Here is a 16,803-nt window from a genome sequence, read left to right on the forward strand (position 1 = left end):
TCTCCACCGGAGCGCCATCGGCATCGGGACTAGCGGCAGCGCATGGCGGATCGCAGGGACAAACGCATCGAGCCCAGCTTCGACGGGCCGTCACAGACGGCACCCTCCACGGGATTCTCGGTGCGCGAAGAGGACCGCGTCGTGCCGGGAAGCCGCAAATCCTCGAACAAACGCAGCGCCAAGGCGAAATCTGTGCGCGGCGGGCGACGCAAGCGCAGCAAGACCGGGTTGTTCGGGCGGTTGCTTTATTGGTGCTTCGTGCTCGCCATCTGGGGCGCCATCGCCGGAGCCGGCGTCGTCGTCTATTACGGCGCCAAGATGCCGGCAGCCACGACATGGTCGGTGCCCGATCGTGCGCCAAACATCAAGATCGTCGACGTCGATGACAGGCTGATCGCAAACCGCGGAATGAGTGGCGGCGAGGCGGTAGGTCTCAACGAGATGTCGCGTTATATTCCCGAAGCCGTCATCGCCATTGAGGACCGGCGGTTCTATTCCCATTACGGCATCGACCCGATCGGCTTCACCCGCGCGGTCGTGACGAACCTTATCGGGGGCAGCTTGCGGCAGGGCGGTTCGACGCTGACCCAGCAGCTTGCCAAAAACCTGTTCCTGACCCCGGACCGGACCTTGGAGCGCAAGGTGCAGGAGGTGTTGCTCGCTATCTGGCTTGAGCAGAAGCACACCAAGGATCAGATACTGGAGATGTATCTCAACCGGGTCTATTTCGGCTCGGGTGCACATGGTGTCGAAGCGGCCTCGCGTCGCTATTTCGGCAAGAGTGCCCGCGACGTCACTTTGTCGGAAGCAGCACTTCTTGCCGGTCTGCTCAAGGCACCGTCACGTTTCTCACCGGCCCGGGATCCCAGGGCAGCCGAGCGTCGCGCACAGCTGGTGCTGGGGGCCATGCGTGAAGAGGGGATGATCAGCGACAAGGAACTGAAGACAGCGATGGCTGCGCCCGCCGTGCGCGCGCCATCCTATTGGACCGGATCCGAGAACTATGTCGCCGACGCCATCGTCGAAGAACTGCCGGACCTGATCGGCGATGTGCGCAGCGATATTGTCGTCGAAACGACCGTGGACCTGACGCTGCAGAAACTCGCCGAGAAATCGATCCGCGATCTGGTCGATACGAAGGGAAAGAAGCTCAACGTCACCCAGGGCGCGCTGGTGTCGATCGACAATTCCGGTGCGGTGCGGGCGATGGTGGGCGGTTACGACTATTCGACGAGCCAGTTCAACCGCGCCTCCGAAGCGAGGCGGCAGCCGGGCTCCGCGTTCAAACCATTCGTCTATATGACGGCGCTGGAAGCAGGCCGGACACCCGACAGCGTGCGCAATGACGCGCCGATCCGCATCGGAAAATGGTCACCGGACAACTTCAAGGGCAAATATTACGGCAAAGTCACGCTGGCGACGGCGCTCGCCAAGTCGCTGAACTCGGTGGCAGCGCAGCTGACCATGGAAGTGGGGCCCGACGCGGTCATCGAAACCGCGCACCGCATGGGTATCGAGTCCGATTTGCAAAACAACACGGCGATCGCGCTTGGCACCTCGGAAGTCACGCCGCTGGAACTGACGTCGGCCTATGTGCCCTTCGCCAATGGCGGCTTCCGGCCGGACGTGCATTTCGTCAGCCGCATCACCGATACCAACGGCAAGGTGCTCTATAAAGCCAAAGCAGGCTCCGCGCCGCGCGTGGCACGCACGGAGATCATCGGCATGATGAATTCGATGATGTCAGGCACCGTCGAGGTCGGCACAGCGAAAAAAGCTGCCTTCGGATGGCCCTCCGCCGGCAAGACCGGCACCAGCCAGAATTCGCGCGACGCCTGGTTCGTCGGCTACACCGCCAATCTCACCACCGGTGTGTGGTTTGGCAACGACGATGGCACGGCGATGAAGAACGTCACCGGCGGCGCGCTGCCCGCGCAGGCATGGCACGAATTCATGATGGCCGCACACGAAGGCGTGCCTGTGAAGCCTTTGCCCGGTACCTGGCGCTCGACGCCATCCGATACGGTGGTGCAGGACGATATTCCGCTTGACCTTACGCCGCCTGCGCCGGTGCCCGGAGGCGTGCCGTCAGCCTCGGCCGAGCAACCGGTGCCACAGCGTGCCGCACGCCAGCCGATCCAGGACGACAGCCCGGCCATGCCGCGCGACAATGGCAGTACCGCATCGATCGACCATCCTGTGCCACCAGGCGAAGTCGGCGGACCGATGAAGAAGCGCAGCACCTCGATTTTCGATATCCTCAGCGGCGGCTGAGACGCACCAGTTTTTGAACGGCGCTGTCACGCTGTTAGGAAGCTGGTGCCGCCTCAGCCGTGGTTTGGTTTTGCCCCTCCAATTCCGGTTTCAGCACGGCCTCGACAATCCCGCGTGCGATTTCCCGCTCGCCCATGATGACCGTGTTGGCGCCAAGTCCTTCGAGATGCTCGACCTCGGCATCGGAATGGGCGCGGGCGACGATCTCGATCGTCGGATTGGCGGCGCGGGCCAGCAGGGCGATACGGCCGGCCTCGAAGGCATTCGGAATGGCCAGGATCAGCCGCTTGGCCAAGGTTGGATTGGCTGCGGCGAAGACATCTTCCTTGGCCGCATTGCCCGTCACGGTCTCGATACCGTCGGCCTTCAGGCGGGCGATCGTCTTGTCGGCATCTTCCACGACCAGCAACGGCTCATTGGCCTGCCTCATGGCAGCGCCCACCAGGCTGCCGACACGGCCGTAACCGATCAGGATGGTGTGGTTGGTCAAGGCGGTGGGAGTGGGAACGTCGTCCTCCTCCGGTTTTTCGCCGGTGGTCGCCACCTGTCCGGCTGTCGTCGCCGGACCAATCGGGGAGATAGCCGCCGCTGCGCCCTCGGCACCGCGCCGCTGCTCCAGCCACGGCTTCAGCCGGTCGACGAGCAGGAACATCACCGGGTTCAGGATGATGGAAAGGATGGCGCCGACCAGGATGAGGTCACGCCCTTCCTCCGGCAGGAGTTTCAGGCCGACGCCGAGCTCGGCCAGGATGAAGGAGAATTCGCCGATCTGTGCGAGGCTGGCGGAAATTATCAGTGCCGTCGCGATCGGATAGCCGAACAGGAGCACGATGGCGAAGGCGGCGAGAGACTTGCCTATGACGATGATGAAGAGTGTTCCCAGCACCGGCCAGATATGCTGCATGACGCTGAACGGGTCGAACATCATGCCGACCGAAACGAAGAACAGCACTGAAAAGGCGTCGCGCAACGGCAGCGATTCCTCGGCGGCGCGATGGCTGAGCTCGGATTCGCTCATCACCATGCCGGCGAAGAAGGCGCCGAGCGCCAGCGAAACGCCGAACAGTTTGGCCGCACCGAAGGCAACGCCGAGCGCCACGGCCAGCACGGCCAGGCGGAACAGCTCACGCGAGCCGGTGTGGGCGACATAATGCAGGACCCATGGGATGACCCGGCGCCCCACAACCAGCATCAGAACCACGAAGGCGACGACCTTGGCCAGGGTGACGCCAACCACTCCCCAGACGCCGTAGTTGGCGGTGAATCCGTAAAGGCCACCGGGGGGAGGCGCCTGATCCACCCCGCCGAGCACGCCGGCGAGTGCCGGCAAGAGCACCAGTGTCAGCACCATGGCGAGGTCCTCGACAATGAGCCAGCCGACAGCGATGCGCCCGCGTTCGGTTTCCACTAGCCGGCGTTCCTGCAGCGCACGCAGCAGCACCACGGTGCTAGCCACGGAAAGCGCCAAGCCGAATACCAGCCCGGCGCCGAGCGACCAGCCGAGCATCCAGGCCAGTCCCCAGCCGAGCAAGGTCGCAAACCCGATCTGGACCACAGCGCCGGGCAGCGCGATCGCACGCACTGAAAGCAGGTCCTTCATCGAAAAATGCAGGCCGACGCCGAACATCAGGAGAATGATGCCGATCTCGGCGAGCTCGAGCGCAAGGCCCTGGTCGGCGACGAAGCCGGGCGTGTTGGGGCCGACAAGAATGCCGGCCAGCAGATAGCCGACCAAAGGCGGAATGCGAAAGCGATTGGCTATCGCGCCAAAGACAAATGCCAACCCCAGACCGACGACGATGGTTGCGATAAGGGGAGTGTCATGCGGCATGGTCGATGGAGCGCCCTTCTGGTCTAGCGATGTCGGATGAGCGCCGCCCTGAGCCGCCGCTTTATTGCACTATGGGGATGGCAACGATGCCGTGCAACCCCACGAGGTCTTTGAAATGCATGCGAAATGCGTGGCTGGTGAGATTTGGGCGTGCCTGCAAGTCAACCACCATTTCAAGCCTAAATTCTACTAAATAGATAGAAATTAGAAAAATGTGGTTTGCCCAGGCCGCTCGACAAGACTAGAAGAGCTGCTGGAATGGTAAGGGACTGATCCCGTCGGCCCGTTTTTTGCGGCGAAGAGAAAAATTTTTCTTCGACCTCTGGTGCTTTCAGAAAAGAGATTGCATCCGAAACAAAGGCGCGCGAGTGCGTTCCTTCTGATCTTCCCCGCATGCGCGTAGAAATGCCAGCCTGTTCAGGGTCTTACCGCAATGCCGCATGCCACCTCCAAGCTCAATGCCTTTCCCGTCTTCATGCGAGTGGAGGGCGAAGCTGTCGTCATCGTAGGCGGCGGCGAGGAAGCGCTGGCCAAAGCACGGTTGATCGGCCAGTCCAGCGCCAAGCTGCGCATCGTCGCCGAGCATGTCGAGCCGGCCTTGCGCGACTGGATCGCCGAAAACGGCGCCAGCCATACTGCCCAAGCCTATCGCGGTGATCATCTGCAAGGTGCCGTGCTGGTTTTCGCGGCCACCGGCGAGGAAGCGGCCGATCGCCAGATTTCACAGGACGCTCGCGCGCTGAATATTCCGGTCAACGCCGTCGACCGCCCGGAATTGTGCGATTTCTTCACGCCGGCTTTGGTCAATCGCGCCCCTGTGGCTGTTGCCATCGGCACGGAGGGCGCCGGCCCGGTGCTGGCGCAGATGCTCCGGGCCCGTATCGATCAGCTGCTGTCGCCGTCACTCGGGCCGCTGGCAGCGCTTGCGGCGACCTTCCGTGATGCGGCAGAGCGTATCCTGCCCAGGGGCAATCGCCGCCGTCGCTTCTGGGCGGATTTCTTTGCCGGTTCGCCGGCGCGTGCCGTAGAGGCCGGTGATCTGTCGGCCGCCCATGATGCCGCTTCCAAGCTGCTGCTTTCCAACACTGCCTTCAGTGGCCACATCGCCTTGGTCGGCGCCGGGCCTGGGGCGGAAGACCTGCTGACCCTTCGGGCCCAGCGCCTCCTGATGGAGGCCGACGTCATCGTCCATGACGCGTTGGTGCCGGAAGCCGTCGTTGCCATGGGCCGCCGTGATGCCGAGCGCCTGCCTGTCGGCAAGCGTAAGGGGTGCCATTCCAAGTCGCAGCTCGAAATCAACGCGTTGCTGGTTTCACTTGGCCGCGAGGGCAGGCGCGTGGTGCGGCTGAAGAGCGGCGATCCGCTGGTGTTCGGTCGCGCCGGCGAGGAAATGGCTGCGTTGCGCGAGGCCGGGATTTCCTACGAGGTGGTGCCCGGCGTCACTTCAGCTTTCGCCGCTGCGGCGGATTTCGAATTGCCGCTCACCTTGCGCGGCGTCACGTCCTCGATGGTCTTCACAACCGGTCACGATCTCAAGGGCGGAACATTGCCGGACTGGGCGAAGCTGGCAATCTCCGGCGCGACGGTCGCCGTCTACATGGGTCGCAGCGTCGCCGCCGACGTCGCTGGCCGATTGATCGAGGCCGGGCTTTCGCCTGATACGGCGGTTGCGGTCGTCGAGAATGCCAGCCTGGCCAACCGCCGCCGTTTCCATGGCACGCTGGCCGATCTGCCATCGCTGGAGGTCCGCAGCGATCTGGCCGGTCCAGTCATGACCATCATCGGCGATGCCGTTGCCGGCGCCAATTTCAGCCGCTCCGAGCCGCTGGGGGCTCGCAAGTACCAAGAGGCCAGTCAGCCGGCCGTCCAGGGAGCACAATCATGAAGATCCTGACAGCAAATCGGCTCACCGATGGTGAGGCCGTCTGGTATGCCGGCGGCGCTTGGGCCGAGACGATCGACAGCTCGGAACTTGCCGCCGACAAGGCAGCCGAAGAGCGGCTGGAAGCGATCGGCGCTGCGTCTTTTGCGGCCAATGAAGTGGTCGACGTCAACCTGATCGACGTCGAAATCGTCGACGGCGTCATTCATCCGCTGCGCTTGCGCGAGAGAATTCGCGCCGCTGGCCCCACCAACCGCAATGATCTCGGCAAGCAGGCGCGCCCGACCGCAGCCTGATCACGACAAGCGGGTGCCTCGCGCCCAGAGGATAAGATATGTATCGCTACGATGAGTTCGACCATCAGTTCGTACAGGCCCGCGTCGCGCAATTCACCGATCAGGTGGAACGCCGACTTGCCGGCGAGATCACCGAGGACCAGTTCCGGCCGCTGCGTCTGATGAATGGCGTCTACCTGCAACTGCACGCCTATATGCTGCGCATCGCAGTGCCTTACGGCACGCTGTCGTCGAAGCAGCTCAGGATGCTCGCCCATATCGCGCGCAAATACGATAAGGGCTACGGCCATTTCACCACGCGCCAGAACATCCAGTTCAACTGGCCGGCGTTGTCGGACATTCCGGCTATCCTGGCGGACCTTGCCTCGGTCGAGATGCACGCCATCCAGACCAGTGGCAACTGCATCCGCAATGTGACCGCCGATCACTTCGCCGGCGCTGCTGCGGACGAGGCCGCCGATCCCCGTCCCTATGCTGAAATCCTGCGCCAGTGGTCTTCGGTGCATCCGGAGTTCTCCTACCTGCCGCGCAAGTTCAAGATCGCGGTGACCGGCGCCGAGCGCGACCGCGCCGCGATCCAGACGCACGACATCGGGCTGCATCTGAAGAAGAATGCTGCTGGTGAACTGGGCTTCGCGGTCTATGTCGGTGGCGGGCAGGGCCGTACGCCTCTGGTGGCGAAGAAGATCCGCGACTTCCTGCCGGAAGAGCACCTGCTGTCCTACTGCACGGCGATCCTGCGCGTGTACAACCTCTATGGGCGCCGCGACAACAAGTACAAGGCACGCATCAAGATCCTCGTGCACGAGACCGGCGTCGAGGAATTCACGCGCCAGGTCGAGGCGGAATGGGCGGAACTGAAGGATGGCGAGCTGACGCTGCCCGACGCCGACATCAAGGCGATCGACGCCTATTTCGCGCCGCCGGCGCTGCCCGCTCGCCCCGAGGGCGATGAAGCAATCAAGCTGGCGCGGCTGGATTCGCGCAGCTTCTCCGAGTGGCTCGACCAGAATGTCGTCACCCACCGCAATCCGGACTACGCGGCAGTGACGATCTCGCTCAAGGGCATCGGTGAAGTGCCGGGCGATGCCTCCGACAGCCAGATGGACGCGGTTGCCGATCTTGCCGAGACCTATGCATTCGACGAGGTGCGTGTCAGCCACGAGCAGAACCTGATCCTGCCGCATGTGGCGCGCGCCGATCTCAAGGCGATCTATGACCGGCTGGTCGAGATCGGACTGGCGACCGCCAACTCGGACCTGATCTCAGACATCATTGCATGCCCTGGTCTCGATTATTGCGCGCTCGCCAATGCGCGCTCGATCATCGTGGCGCAGAACATCTCCAAGCGCTTCGCTTCGCTGGAGCGTCAGCGTGATATCGGCGAGTTGAAGCTGAAGATCTCGGGCTGCATCAATGCCTGCGGCCATCACCATGTCGGCCATATCGGCATTCTCGGAGTCGAAAAGAAGGGTGCCGAACTCTACCAGGTCACGCTCGGCGGTTCGGCCGACGAACACACTTCGGTTGGTGAAATCATCGGCCGTGGCTTCGGTCCGGACGAAATCACCGATGCCATCGAAACCGTCGTCGAAACCTATCTGGCCATCCGCCTCGACAAGTCGGAAAAGTTCCTCGATGCCTATCGCCGCGTTGGCCCGGCGCCGTTCAAGGAGGCGCTCTATGCTGGCGAAGCCAAGGCCGCTTGATCAGACGATCCCGGGCGAAGGCGGCGCTACGGCGCAAGCCGTTGCCTTCGAAGCACTCTACGGGCATCTGAGCGCGCAGGAGATCATCGAGCGGGCTGCGGTCGAACTGTTTCCCGGTGAGCTTGCCGCTGTGTCTTCCTTTGGCGCGGATTCGGCAGTGCTCCTGCATCTGATCGCGGAAGTCGATCGGCATCTGCCGATCATTTTCCTCGATACCGGCAAACATTTCGAGGAGACGTTCGACTATCGCGATGCGTTGGCGGCCGATTTCGGCCTGACCAACATCCAGGTCGTGACGCCTGACGAAGCTGCCCTTGCCCGTATCGATCCGACCGGCAAGCTGCACGAAACCAACACAGATGCCTGCTGCGACGTACGCAAGGTTGAACCGATGGCGCGCGGCGTCGAGCCGTATCGCGCATGGTTCACCGGACGGAAACGCTTCCAGGCTTCGACCCGCGCAGCGCTGCCGGCTTTCGAGGCGGTAGGCTCGCGCATCCGCGTCAATCCGCTGGCGCGCTTCACCACTGCCGACCAGGCGGACTACATGCGCCAGCACGCGCTGCGCGAAAACCCGCTTGTCGCTTATGGTTATCTGTCGATCGGCTGCTTCCCGTGCACGCAGCCGGTGCAGCCTGGCGAAGACGCTCGCTCCGGACGCTGGGCTGGCCACGCAAAGACCGAATGCGGCATCCATCTCTCCGGATTGGAGAAATCGCTGACGGATGCGTCGCTGTGAGATGGAGGGAGTAGGGCAGTAAGGGATTAGGGCAATCCCCGAATCTGCCTCACTGCCCTACTCCCTTAATCCCTTCTCCATACTGGAAATTGATAAAAGAATAAGTCATATGCTCGCCTTCATGACCGAGACAACGTCAGACGCCGCCTTGCCACGCCTCTGGACCCCGAACGGGTTCCGTGAAGACGACTGGACGCATGCCGAGACCGCCGAGGCACTCTCCGGCAATGGCCGTTTCATCCTGCCGTTGCAGGCGTTCCTCGATCTCGATCCTCAGGTCCGGGAATCGGCCAGGGAACGGCTCGGCGTTTCGCTGCAGCCGGGTGACCAACTGGACAAGATCGTCGACCTGCTCGACCAGCTTTCGCTGGTGGCATTGGCTTTCCCGGCCTTCACCGACGGCCGTTCCTTTTCCAAGGCATCGCTCTTGCGCAGCCGCCATGGCTTCGAAGGTGCCGTCAGGGCAACAGGTCAGGTTCTGATCGACCAGCTGCCGCATATGCTGCGCGTCGGTTTCGACGAATTCGAAGTCTCCCATCCGGTTCTGCTCAAGCGCCTGGAGGAAGGCCGTCTGGACGGTATTCCATCCCATTACCAGCCTGCCGCAAAAGCGTCGGCGCCGGCCAACAGCTACAGCTGGCGTCGCACCCCCACGAACTGACGCGGGACTTGCGGAAGAACGGTCCGTCAAGGGGCCGCTCTCCGTAGCCGGTTGTGTATCTTTACAAATTCCAGCCTTTGCGGCTTCTGTGAGCGGACTGGACGGAAATTCCGCCGGCTGTCCTGGAGAGGCCATCATGAAGTTCGATTATGTCATCGCCGGCGGGGGCTCGGCGGGCTCGGTGCTTGCTGCACGGCTCTCGGAGGACCCCTCCGTCAACGTTTGCCTGCTGGAGGCGGGAGGCGACGGCAAGGATTTGCTGATCCGCGCGCCAGCCGGCATCGTGGCATTGCTGCCGGGGCGACCCAAGATCAACAACTGGGCGTTCGAGACGGTGCCGCAGCCGGGTCTCAACGGGCGCAGAGGCTATCAGCCGCGCGGAAAAGCACTGGGCGGCTGCAGCGCCATCAACGCGATGCTCTACATTCGCGGTCACCCGACCGACTATGAGGGTTGGGCGGAAGCTGGTTGCAAGGGCTGGTCGTGGAAAGAGGTGCTGCCCTATTTCAAGCGCGCCGAAGGCAATCAGCGCGGCGCCAGCGACCTGCATGGCGCCGACGGCCCGCTCCGTGTGGCGGAACAGCAGAGCCCGCGAGCGCTGAGCCGCGCCTTCGTAGCGGCTTGCGGCGAAAATCAGATCCGGGCGAACCATGATTTCAATGGGCCGGAGCAGGAAGGCGCGGGGCTCTACCAGGTCACGCAATTCTGGGGTGAAAAGCGCAACGGCGAACGGTGTTCGGCTGCTGCTGCCTATCTGCATCCGGCCATGGGCCGCAAGAATCTCACCGTCATCACCGGCGCTCAAGCAACGGGAATCATGCTGGACGGCAAGCGTGCGACCGGCGTGCGCTATCGCACTGCAAAGGGTGAAGCTTTTGCCCAGGCCGGGCGAGAAGTGGTGGTCTCGGGCGGCGCCTTCGGTTCCCCGCAACTTCTGCTGTTGTCGGGCATCGGTCCTGCCAAGGAACTTGCCGCCCAGAATGTCCCGGTGGCACATGACTTGCCGGGAGTCGGCAAGAACCTGCAGGACCATCTCGATTTCATCACGAGTTGGAAGTCCAGAGACACCGACATGATGGGCCTCGGCCTCAGGGGCATGGTCAATCTGGTGAAACATATGCTGCAATGGCGCAAAGACGGCACCGGCATGATCGCTACGCCTTATGCCGAGGGTGGCGCCTTTTTGAAATCCGATCCGGGGCTGGAGCGGCCGGATTTGCAATTGCACTTCATCATCGCGATCGTCGACAACCACGGCAGAAAAATGCATCTGGGCTATGGCTTCTCATGTCATGTCTGTGCTCTCAGGCCATATTCGCGCGGCGAGGTAACGCTTGCGAGTGCCGACCCATTGGCGGCTCCGCGCATCGACCCGCGCTATCTTTCGGATGAGCGCGATGCTGCGTTGATGCTGAAAGGGGCGAAGATGATGCGCAACGTATTGGAGGCTCCGGCATTGGCAAAATACCGCCACAAGGAGCTCCATACGACCGGGTTGACCGGCGATGCGGAGTTGATGGACCATATCCGCTCGCGCGCCGACACGATCTACCATCCAGTCGGCACGTGCCGAATGGGCACGGACGACATGGCGGTGGTCGACCCGCAACTGCGTGTGCACGGCATCTCAGGCCTGCGCGTCGTCGATGCTTCGGTGATGCCGACGCTGATCGGCGGCAACACCAATGCACCGACGATCATGATTGCGGAAAAGGCGGCTGACCTGATGAAGAACACGGTCGTCTGACGCGCGCCGATGATGAAGTCGCAGCTCTACCGGCTGCGGGCGCTGTTTTCCTGCGCATCGAGCTTGTCGAGCAGAGTGCGCAGCGGTTCGGGAATCTCACTCACCACCCTGAAGGCCGGCAAGCTATGCAGGAACCGCTGGTTCGAGCGATCGGAGAACTGGCGCCGGATCTGCGTCGGCAGCTGATCGTGTTTGGCTGCATTGTTACGGGACATGGCCTCAAATCCTTAGTCGGCCTTGAAACTACCCCGCCGGTGAATCGTTCCCCCATTGCGGCATTTTGGCAAGCGCCTGGTCGAAACAGCGTAAAATTTGAATTAATTTGATTGTGATCCGTGCATTTGAAGAGCGTCGCAACGAGATGGCGAGAAATGCCCTTTCCCCTTGATTTTTGAGTTCCAAACCTCGATATCGGGCACAAATCCAGAACCAACCGGCATGACGGGAAATGGCGATGAGCGACCAGGCAAAAGACGAACGCGCGCCTGAAGATATCGAGGCTGTAGAAGCCGAAACGGAGCGCGCCGAAGGTGGCGTCGACGGCGACTATGAGGCGCTGGTTCGGCTGCTGAAGGAAAACGAAGAACTGAAGGACAAGGCGCTGCGCGCCGCGGCCGAGATGGAAAACCTGCGCCGGCGCACGGCACGCGATGTTCAGGATGCCCGTACCTATGCGATCGCCAATTTCGCGCGCGATATGCTTTCGGTCTCGGACAATCTTGCACGTGCGCTCGATGCCATTCCGGCCGAAGCCAAGGCGGCGGCAGACGCCGGTCTCAAGGCACTGATCGAAGGCGTCGATATCACCGAGCGGGCGATGCTTTCAGCACTCGAGCGCCATGGCGTGAAGAAGCTCGATCCGCAGGGCGAGAAGTTCGATCCGAATTTCCACCAGGCGATGTTCGAAGTGCCCAATCCGGACGTTCCGGCCAACACGGTCGTGCAGGTGGTACAGTCCGGCTATTCCATCGGAGAGCGCGTGCTGCGGCCGGCCATGGTCGGTGTTTCCAAAGGTGGACCCAAGGCTGCCGCCGAACCCACCGAACCAGGACCGGTCAACGAGCAGGCCGAGAAGGACGCCTGAAGGCAGTCGGCAAATAACAGTAGGCCTTAGAAAAGGGCGTCGGGTGAGAACCGCGGCGCCCTTGGCTTTTGCTCTGCACAGCATATAGGTTCCTACTGCTGCCCACTGCCTACTGCCGCCCCCAGCCTCAGGCCCTCGATGTCCGCTATCACCTTTATCGATTATGCCGGTGTCGCGGTGTTTGCGGCCACCGGAGCTTTGGCTGCATCGCGCAAGCAGCTCGACATCGTCGGTTTCATCTTTCTCGCGGCGGTGACCGGTATCGGTGGAGGCACCTTCCGCGATCTCATTCTTGGCGTGCCGGTGTTCTGGGTCGCCAATCGCGACTATGTGCTGATCTGCACGGTGGTGGCGCTCGTGGTCTTCTTCGGGGCACATCGCGTCGAATCGCGCTACAAGCTGCTCCTGTGGCTGGACGCCATCGGTCTTGCCGTCTTCGCGGTGATCGGGGCAGCGAAAGGCATGGCGATCACCGGCTCGCCGGCCGTCTCAATCATCATGGGCATGCTGACGGCTTGCTTCGGGGGGATCCTGCGCGATCTGCTGGCCGGCGAACCTTCCGTGCTGCTACGGCCGGAAATCTATGTGACGGCGGCGATCATTGGCGCCGGTATCTATACCGGTTGCGAGCTTCTCCATTTACCAGGTCCTGTATCCTACCTGAGCGGAGTGTTCGCGGCCTTTGCCGTAAGGGGCGGGGCGCTGAAGTTTGGCTGGTCGTTTCAGCCTTACCGAAGCCGTCCGGGACGGCGACCGGAAGATATTCCGTAAGCCCGGTGGCCTCCAGCTACCGCTTGTCCGAAGGCGTCTCCCGCTCGCGCAGCCAAGTCTTTGCTTTGGTCTTCCCGGCTTGCATCAGCCAGATCCGCTTCAGGCGATGGCGCAACTCGTCTTCGGAGATCACGTCCATGCGCATCAGCAGCGCCGGCCAGCCTTTGTAGTGGTCGGTTTCGTAATAGATCTCCGGTGCTGCTTGAAGCAGCCTCTCTTTTTACTCGAGCGGACACATGACCACCGCCGTTTTGGCGTCCTTGACGCGGGTCAGCAGCTTCTTGCCGACTTTCAGCGCCGGCGTGCCGTAGGAGGTGGTCCCGACAATCTCGGGTAAACCCTGAGCCGCCTGTCTCAGGCGTTCGAAGACAGCCGAGAAATCGTCAGCCGTCGCGTCGCTAGGCGGCGAAACGCTGCCCTTCGCCGCCGTAATAATTCACATAGCGGGCGCCAATCTCACGCACCGGCAGCACGATGAAGACATCGACAGTCTTGAAGTCGTGGTCGATGACACAACCGTCACCGATACGCGCGCCGACCCGCAGATAACCCTTCACCAGCGGTGGCATCGCCGCGATTGCTGCCTTGGCGTTGACGGCCTCGATCGGCATCAGATCCATCGTGCAGTAGCGTCCGTCGTTAGCACGGATATCCCAGGTCGGGCTCGTGCGGCAATGATGCGCGAGATAGGTCAGAGCCTCCGCGTGCTGTGCCGGCACCGTGCCGTGGAACGAGGCGCAACCAGTCAAAACGCCAATGTCGTAATGGGTGAAATAGGCCCATAGGCCCTGCCACAAGGCTTCGATCGTGCGCTTGGAGCGGTATTCGGGCAAAACGCAGGAGCGACCGAGCTCCAGGAAACGCTGGCCGGGGTGCTTGGCGATCAGCCGCCTCAGCTCGAATTCATCCTCGGAATAGAACCCACCGGCACTGATCGCGGTCTCCTGGCGCAACAGGCGGTAAGTGCCTACGATACGATGGTGATCCGGACCTGGCAGGGCGTTGTCGAAAACGAGGAGATGATCGCAAACCGGGTCGAAGCGGTCCGCGTCCCGCCGTTCGAGCGATTGCAGACGGCTCTTGCGAGCACCGAGCTCGTCGTAAAAGACGCGGTAACGGATTTCCTGGGCGGCCGCGATTTCCAGTTCGTCGCGAGCCAGCCGCACCTCAAGGCTGCCGATCTTGCCCAAGGTGCCGGTGATGGACTCGATCGTCCTCATCCTCTGGATCGCGCTGCCTCCGGTGTTCCCCTGCATCTCACCTTGCGGCATCGCTGTATGCACGAGTGATTCTCCTTCGAGCCATCCCTCTTGGCGTCGGGATACGATGTAGGTGCTACAGGATTGTGACAGTACCGTGATACAATGTGAGGAGCAAGTGGAAGACGGCAACGAACCCTGTCTAGCCGGCTTATCTAACGAACGGAAATTGCGAGATCAGGCAGCGACCTGGCCCTCCACGGCATGTATCAACGCCTGTGGATCAAGCGGTTTGGTGACAAAACCGGAGGCGCCGTGGGCGAGCACGGCATGACGGGTTCTTTCCTGGCTGTCGGCCGAAAGCACCATGATCGGTATCGGCGCAACACCGGAAGCTTCCTCATGCCGGCGAATCGCCGCGATTGCGTCCATGCCGTCCATCAATGGCATGTGCAGGTCCATCAGCACCACGTCGTACCGCTTGGATGGATTTTCGGTGGCGACGGCTTCGACGGCGGCGCGCCCGTTGTTGACGACATCAACCTGATGACCTGCCCTCTGGAGCGTGGCGCGCGCGAGCATGGCATTGATGTCATTGTCCTCGGCGATCAACACTGAAAGGCTGCCTGAAGGATGAGGCGCGGCAAGAGGTGGCGTCATGGGGGCTGTGGCCGGCAGCGGCCCGCCGACAGCGGCCTGGCCGGCCAGAAGTACCCGAAGCAGGGTCTCGCCACGAATGGGTCGTGCCAGGAATGTCGCGTAGCCGCCGGCGCGGAATTCGACCAAAGCGCCGCGATCAGCCGGCGCGATCAAGGTCACCGCGTCACAAGCAGCGAAACCGGATTGCCGCAGGCGCTTGAGGGTCCGGCAATCGCTGTCTTCGAGCCGCGCATCGATCAGCAGAACATTGCAGAACATTGCGAAGGGCAGCGCCTGGGCCGCATTGGCAACTATTTCGGCGCGGCCGCCATGTGCGCGGACGGTACGGGCAATGGCCTCGGCCTCGACGATGTTTTCGGACACGATAACGGCGCGACGATCGGCCAGGACGCCGGTGCGGTCGTCATTCGCCTCGATCGCTTCCCTTGCCGGCAATTCGAAGACGAATTCGGAGCCTTCGCCGGGCGCGCTGGAAACAGTGATCGTACCGTTCATGGCCGCGGCCAGTCGCCTGGAAATGGCCAGTCCCAGCCCGGCGCCACCATGCTTGCGTGTCGAAGTGCCGTCGGCCTGTTCGAAATCCTCGAAGATGCGGTCCATGTCCGCCTCGCTGAGACCTGGACCGGTATCGTTGATCGAGAAAGCCAGTCGATCGCCTTCAGCGTTGCGCTTGCGCGACAGGCTGACTAGCACGCCGCCTGTTTCGGTGAATTTAACGGCGTTGCCGATCAAATTGAGCAGCACCTGCCGAACACGACCGGGATCGGCGGTGACGATCTGCGGTACGTCAGGTTCGACATGACAGGCCAGGCCGATGCCTTTGGCGAATGCGCGCGCAGCCAGCAATTCCACGACGTTGTCGGCAATTTCACGCAACGACATCGGCTGCGGTTCGGGCGCGAAGCGGCCGGCCTCGATCTTGGAATAGTCGAGCAGATCTTCGATCAGGGCGAGCAATGCGCTGGCGGAGGTGGAAACCGCGCCGACATAAGTGCGCTGTTCAGGCGTCAACCGCGTGTCGGCTAAAAGTTTGGCCATGCCCATAATGCCGTTCATGGGCGTTCGGATTTCGTGGCTGACGGTGGCGAGGAAGCGCGATTTCGCCTGGCTGGCATATTCGGCGCGCTCACGTGCGTTGATCAGCGAGGATTCGGCCTGTTTGCGCGCTGTGATGTCACGCGCGATCGCCCGGTGCGAAACCTCGGTGCTGTGCTTGTCGCGCATCGACAGCTCGATCCACGAAAACCAGCGTGGGCCATGTGGTGTACGGATGGCGACATCGGTCGAACTCAGGCAGTCGTCCTCGGAAAATGCGGCATCTGGAACCACGCCGATATCGATGCCGAGTTCCGCCAGCGTCATCCCGGCGAGGTCGGGCTGATCGCGTCCGACCAGCTGGGCGAAAATCCGATTGGCGTAGACAATGCGGCCATCGCGGTCGCGGTGGACTACAAGGTCACCGAGCGCATCGATGAGGCCACGAAAGCGTTCCTCGCTCTCCTGCATCTCCCACATGCGGTCGGCCATGCTCTCGATTTCGGCGCGGCTGCGGGTGGTCGCGTCATCGAGAACGGTGACGACGCCCCGCTCGCTGCGCCTTGCGCGTATGAACATGGCGAAACCGGCCAGGCTGGTGATCAGCATGCCGATGGCAATGAAAGGTGGCGCACCTGTGAGATGCGAAAGACCTGCAAGCACAACAAGCGCAACGAAGATGGCGAAGGGCAGGCCCTCGTGTTCGCGCCTGTCCAGTGTCGGTACCAGTGGAGGCGTCGTGTCCAACACGCGGCGCGTTGCCGGCTCAGCCGGGTCCGCGCGATGTTCCACTTCAACCGTCGTTGCAGCCCTGTCCCCAATCATGTGGCTATCTTAGTCACAGATAAATTATGGAAGGCTGCCCCGAACTGCTCGAATTTTAGCGAATTTGCGGGTTTCGAAGCCGTGGTGGCG

At 62.2% G+C, this 16,803-nt stretch carries 14 protein-coding genes; 9 read left to right on the forward strand and 5 right to left on the reverse strand.

Going from position 1 to position 16,803, the window contains the following annotated elements; genetic code table 11:
* Positions 1–42 precede the first annotated feature (42 nt).
* Entirely contained in the window at positions 43–2,274 is a 2,232-nt protein-coding gene (locus L4923_RS08005; RefSeq protein ID WP_239363387.1) for a transglycosylase domain-containing protein, read from the forward strand.
* Positions 2,275–2,308: 34 nt separating this feature from the next.
* Here the strand turns inward: L4923_RS08005 and ybaL are convergent, their stop codons facing one another.
* Positions 2,309–4,105 carry a YbaL family putative K(+) efflux transporter gene (gene ybaL, locus L4923_RS08010; RefSeq protein WP_239363389.1) on the reverse strand — a complete coding sequence of 599 codons (1,797 nt, stop codon included), beginning with the start codon at positions 4,103–4,105 and terminating at the stop codon, positions 2,309–2,311.
* 433 nt (positions 4,106–4,538) lie between these two features.
* Between ybaL and cysG the strand changes: the two genes are divergently transcribed.
* From cysG to L4923_RS08040, 6 genes are all read left to right on the forward strand, one after another.
* Positions 4,539–5,990 carry a siroheme synthase CysG gene (gene cysG, locus L4923_RS08015; RefSeq protein WP_239363390.1) on the forward strand — a complete coding sequence of 484 codons (1,452 nt, stop codon included), beginning with the start codon at positions 4,539–4,541 and terminating at the stop codon, positions 5,988–5,990.
* A complete protein-coding gene (locus L4923_RS08020) occupies positions 5,987–6,283 on the forward strand; it encodes a DUF2849 domain-containing protein (protein WP_129413260.1) in 297 nt (98 codons plus the stop codon). Before cysG ends, L4923_RS08020 begins: the two co-directional genes overlap by 4 nt.
* A 38-nt stretch (positions 6,284–6,321) precedes the next feature.
* Entirely contained in the window at positions 6,322–7,992 is a 1,671-nt protein-coding gene (locus L4923_RS08025; protein ID WP_239363391.1) for a nitrite/sulfite reductase, read from the forward strand.
* Positions 7,967–8,731, forward strand: a complete 765-nt coding sequence (locus L4923_RS08030) for a phosphoadenylyl-sulfate reductase (protein ID WP_239363394.1) — start codon at positions 7,967–7,969, stop codon at positions 8,729–8,731. The genes L4923_RS08025 and L4923_RS08030 overlap by 26 nt, the downstream gene beginning before the upstream one ends.
* Before the next feature lie 121 nt (positions 8,732–8,852).
* Positions 8,853–9,392, forward strand: a complete 540-nt coding sequence (locus L4923_RS08035; RefSeq protein ID WP_239363733.1) for a DUF934 domain-containing protein — start codon at positions 8,853–8,855, stop codon at positions 9,390–9,392.
* Positions 9,393–9,528: 136 nt separating this feature from the next.
* A complete protein-coding gene (locus tag L4923_RS08040) occupies positions 9,529–11,139 on the forward strand; it encodes a GMC family oxidoreductase (RefSeq protein ID WP_239363396.1) in 1,611 nt (536 codons plus the stop codon).
* Between the two features lie 26 nt (positions 11,140–11,165).
* On the opposite strand, the gene L4923_RS08045 is transcribed toward L4923_RS08040, so the two are convergent.
* The gene (locus tag L4923_RS08045; RefSeq protein ID WP_239363398.1) at positions 11,166–11,354 is read right to left on the reverse strand and encodes a hypothetical protein; all 189 of its coding nucleotides are present in this window, start codon (positions 11,352–11,354) and stop codon (positions 11,166–11,168) included.
* A gap of 239 nt (positions 11,355–11,593) precedes the next feature.
* Here L4923_RS08045 and grpE point away from each other — a divergent pair, with 239 nt between their 5' ends.
* Both grpE and L4923_RS08055 read left to right on the forward strand, forming a co-directional pair.
* Positions 11,594–12,223, forward strand: a complete 630-nt coding sequence (grpE, locus tag L4923_RS08050) for a nucleotide exchange factor GrpE (protein WP_239363399.1) — start codon at positions 11,594–11,596, stop codon at positions 12,221–12,223.
* Positions 12,224–12,361: 138 nt separating this feature from the next.
* On the forward strand, positions 12,362–12,994 hold the full coding sequence (locus L4923_RS08055) for a trimeric intracellular cation channel family protein (protein ID WP_239363400.1): 633 nt from the start codon (positions 12,362–12,364) through the stop codon (positions 12,992–12,994).
* A 16-nt stretch (positions 12,995–13,010) separates the two neighbouring features.
* Here the strand turns inward: L4923_RS08055 and L4923_RS31070 are convergent, their stop codons facing one another.
* From L4923_RS31070 to L4923_RS08070, 3 genes are all read right to left on the reverse strand, one after another.
* On the reverse strand, positions 13,011–13,139 hold the full coding sequence (locus tag L4923_RS31070) for a hypothetical protein (RefSeq protein ID WP_343302809.1): 129 nt from the start codon (positions 13,137–13,139) through the stop codon (positions 13,011–13,013).
* A 253-nt stretch (positions 13,140–13,392) separates the two neighbouring features.
* On the reverse strand, positions 13,393–14,214 hold the full coding sequence (gene olsB / locus L4923_RS08065) for a l-ornithine N(alpha)-acyltransferase (protein ID WP_425530922.1): 822 nt from the start codon (positions 14,212–14,214) through the stop codon (positions 13,393–13,395).
* A 216-nt stretch (positions 14,215–14,430) separates the two neighbouring features.
* The gene (locus tag L4923_RS08070) at positions 14,431–16,713 is read right to left on the reverse strand and encodes a hybrid sensor histidine kinase/response regulator (RefSeq protein WP_239363402.1); all 2,283 of its coding nucleotides are present in this window, start codon (positions 16,711–16,713) and stop codon (positions 14,431–14,433) included.
* Positions 16,714–16,803 lie beyond the last annotated feature (90 nt).

It is taken from the genome of Terribium retamae, assembly GCF_022347545.1.
In the GTDB taxonomy this organism is placed as follows: Bacteria; Pseudomonadota; Alphaproteobacteria; order Rhizobiales; family Rhizobiaceae; genus Mesorhizobium; species Mesorhizobium retamae.

Bases quoted from the DNA above. Each gene is read 5' to 3' on its own strand.
- L4923_RS08005 (WP_239363387.1), top strand. From the start codon at position 43: ATGGCGGATCGCAGGGACAAACGCATCGAGCCCAGCTTCGACGGGCCG.
- ybaL (WP_239363389.1), bottom strand. From the start codon at position 4,105: ATGCCGCATGACACTCCCCTTATCGCAACCATCGTCGTCGGTCTGGGG.
- cysG (WP_239363390.1), top strand. From the start codon at position 4,539: ATGCCGCATGCCACCTCCAAGCTCAATGCCTTTCCCGTCTTCATGCGA.
- L4923_RS08020 (WP_129413260.1), top strand. From the start codon at position 5,987: ATGAAGATCCTGACAGCAAATCGGCTCACCGATGGTGAGGCCGTCTGG.
- L4923_RS08025 (WP_239363391.1), top strand. From the start codon at position 6,322: ATGTATCGCTACGATGAGTTCGACCATCAGTTCGTACAGGCCCGCGTC.
- L4923_RS08030 (WP_239363394.1), top strand. From the start codon at position 7,967: ATGCTGGCGAAGCCAAGGCCGCTTGATCAGACGATCCCGGGCGAAGGC.
- L4923_RS08035 (WP_239363733.1), top strand. From the start codon at position 8,853: ATGACCGAGACAACGTCAGACGCCGCCTTGCCACGCCTCTGGACCCCG.
- L4923_RS08040 (WP_239363396.1), top strand. From the start codon at position 9,529: ATGAAGTTCGATTATGTCATCGCCGGCGGGGGCTCGGCGGGCTCGGTG.
- L4923_RS08045 (WP_239363398.1), bottom strand. From the start codon at position 11,354: ATGTCCCGTAACAATGCAGCCAAACACGATCAGCTGCCGACGCAGATC.
- grpE (WP_239363399.1), top strand. From the start codon at position 11,594: ATGAGCGACCAGGCAAAAGACGAACGCGCGCCTGAAGATATCGAGGCT.
- L4923_RS08055 (WP_239363400.1), top strand. From the start codon at position 12,362: ATGTCCGCTATCACCTTTATCGATTATGCCGGTGTCGCGGTGTTTGCG.
- L4923_RS31070 (WP_343302809.1), bottom strand. From the start codon at position 13,139: ATGCGCATGGACGTGATCTCCGAAGACGAGTTGCGCCATCGCCTGAAG.
- olsB (WP_425530922.1), bottom strand. From the start codon at position 14,214: ATGAGGACGATCGAGTCCATCACCGGCACCTTGGGCAAGATCGGCAGC.
- L4923_RS08070 (WP_239363402.1), bottom strand. From the start codon at position 16,713: ATGATTGGGGACAGGGCTGCAACGACGGTTGAAGTGGAACATCGCGCG.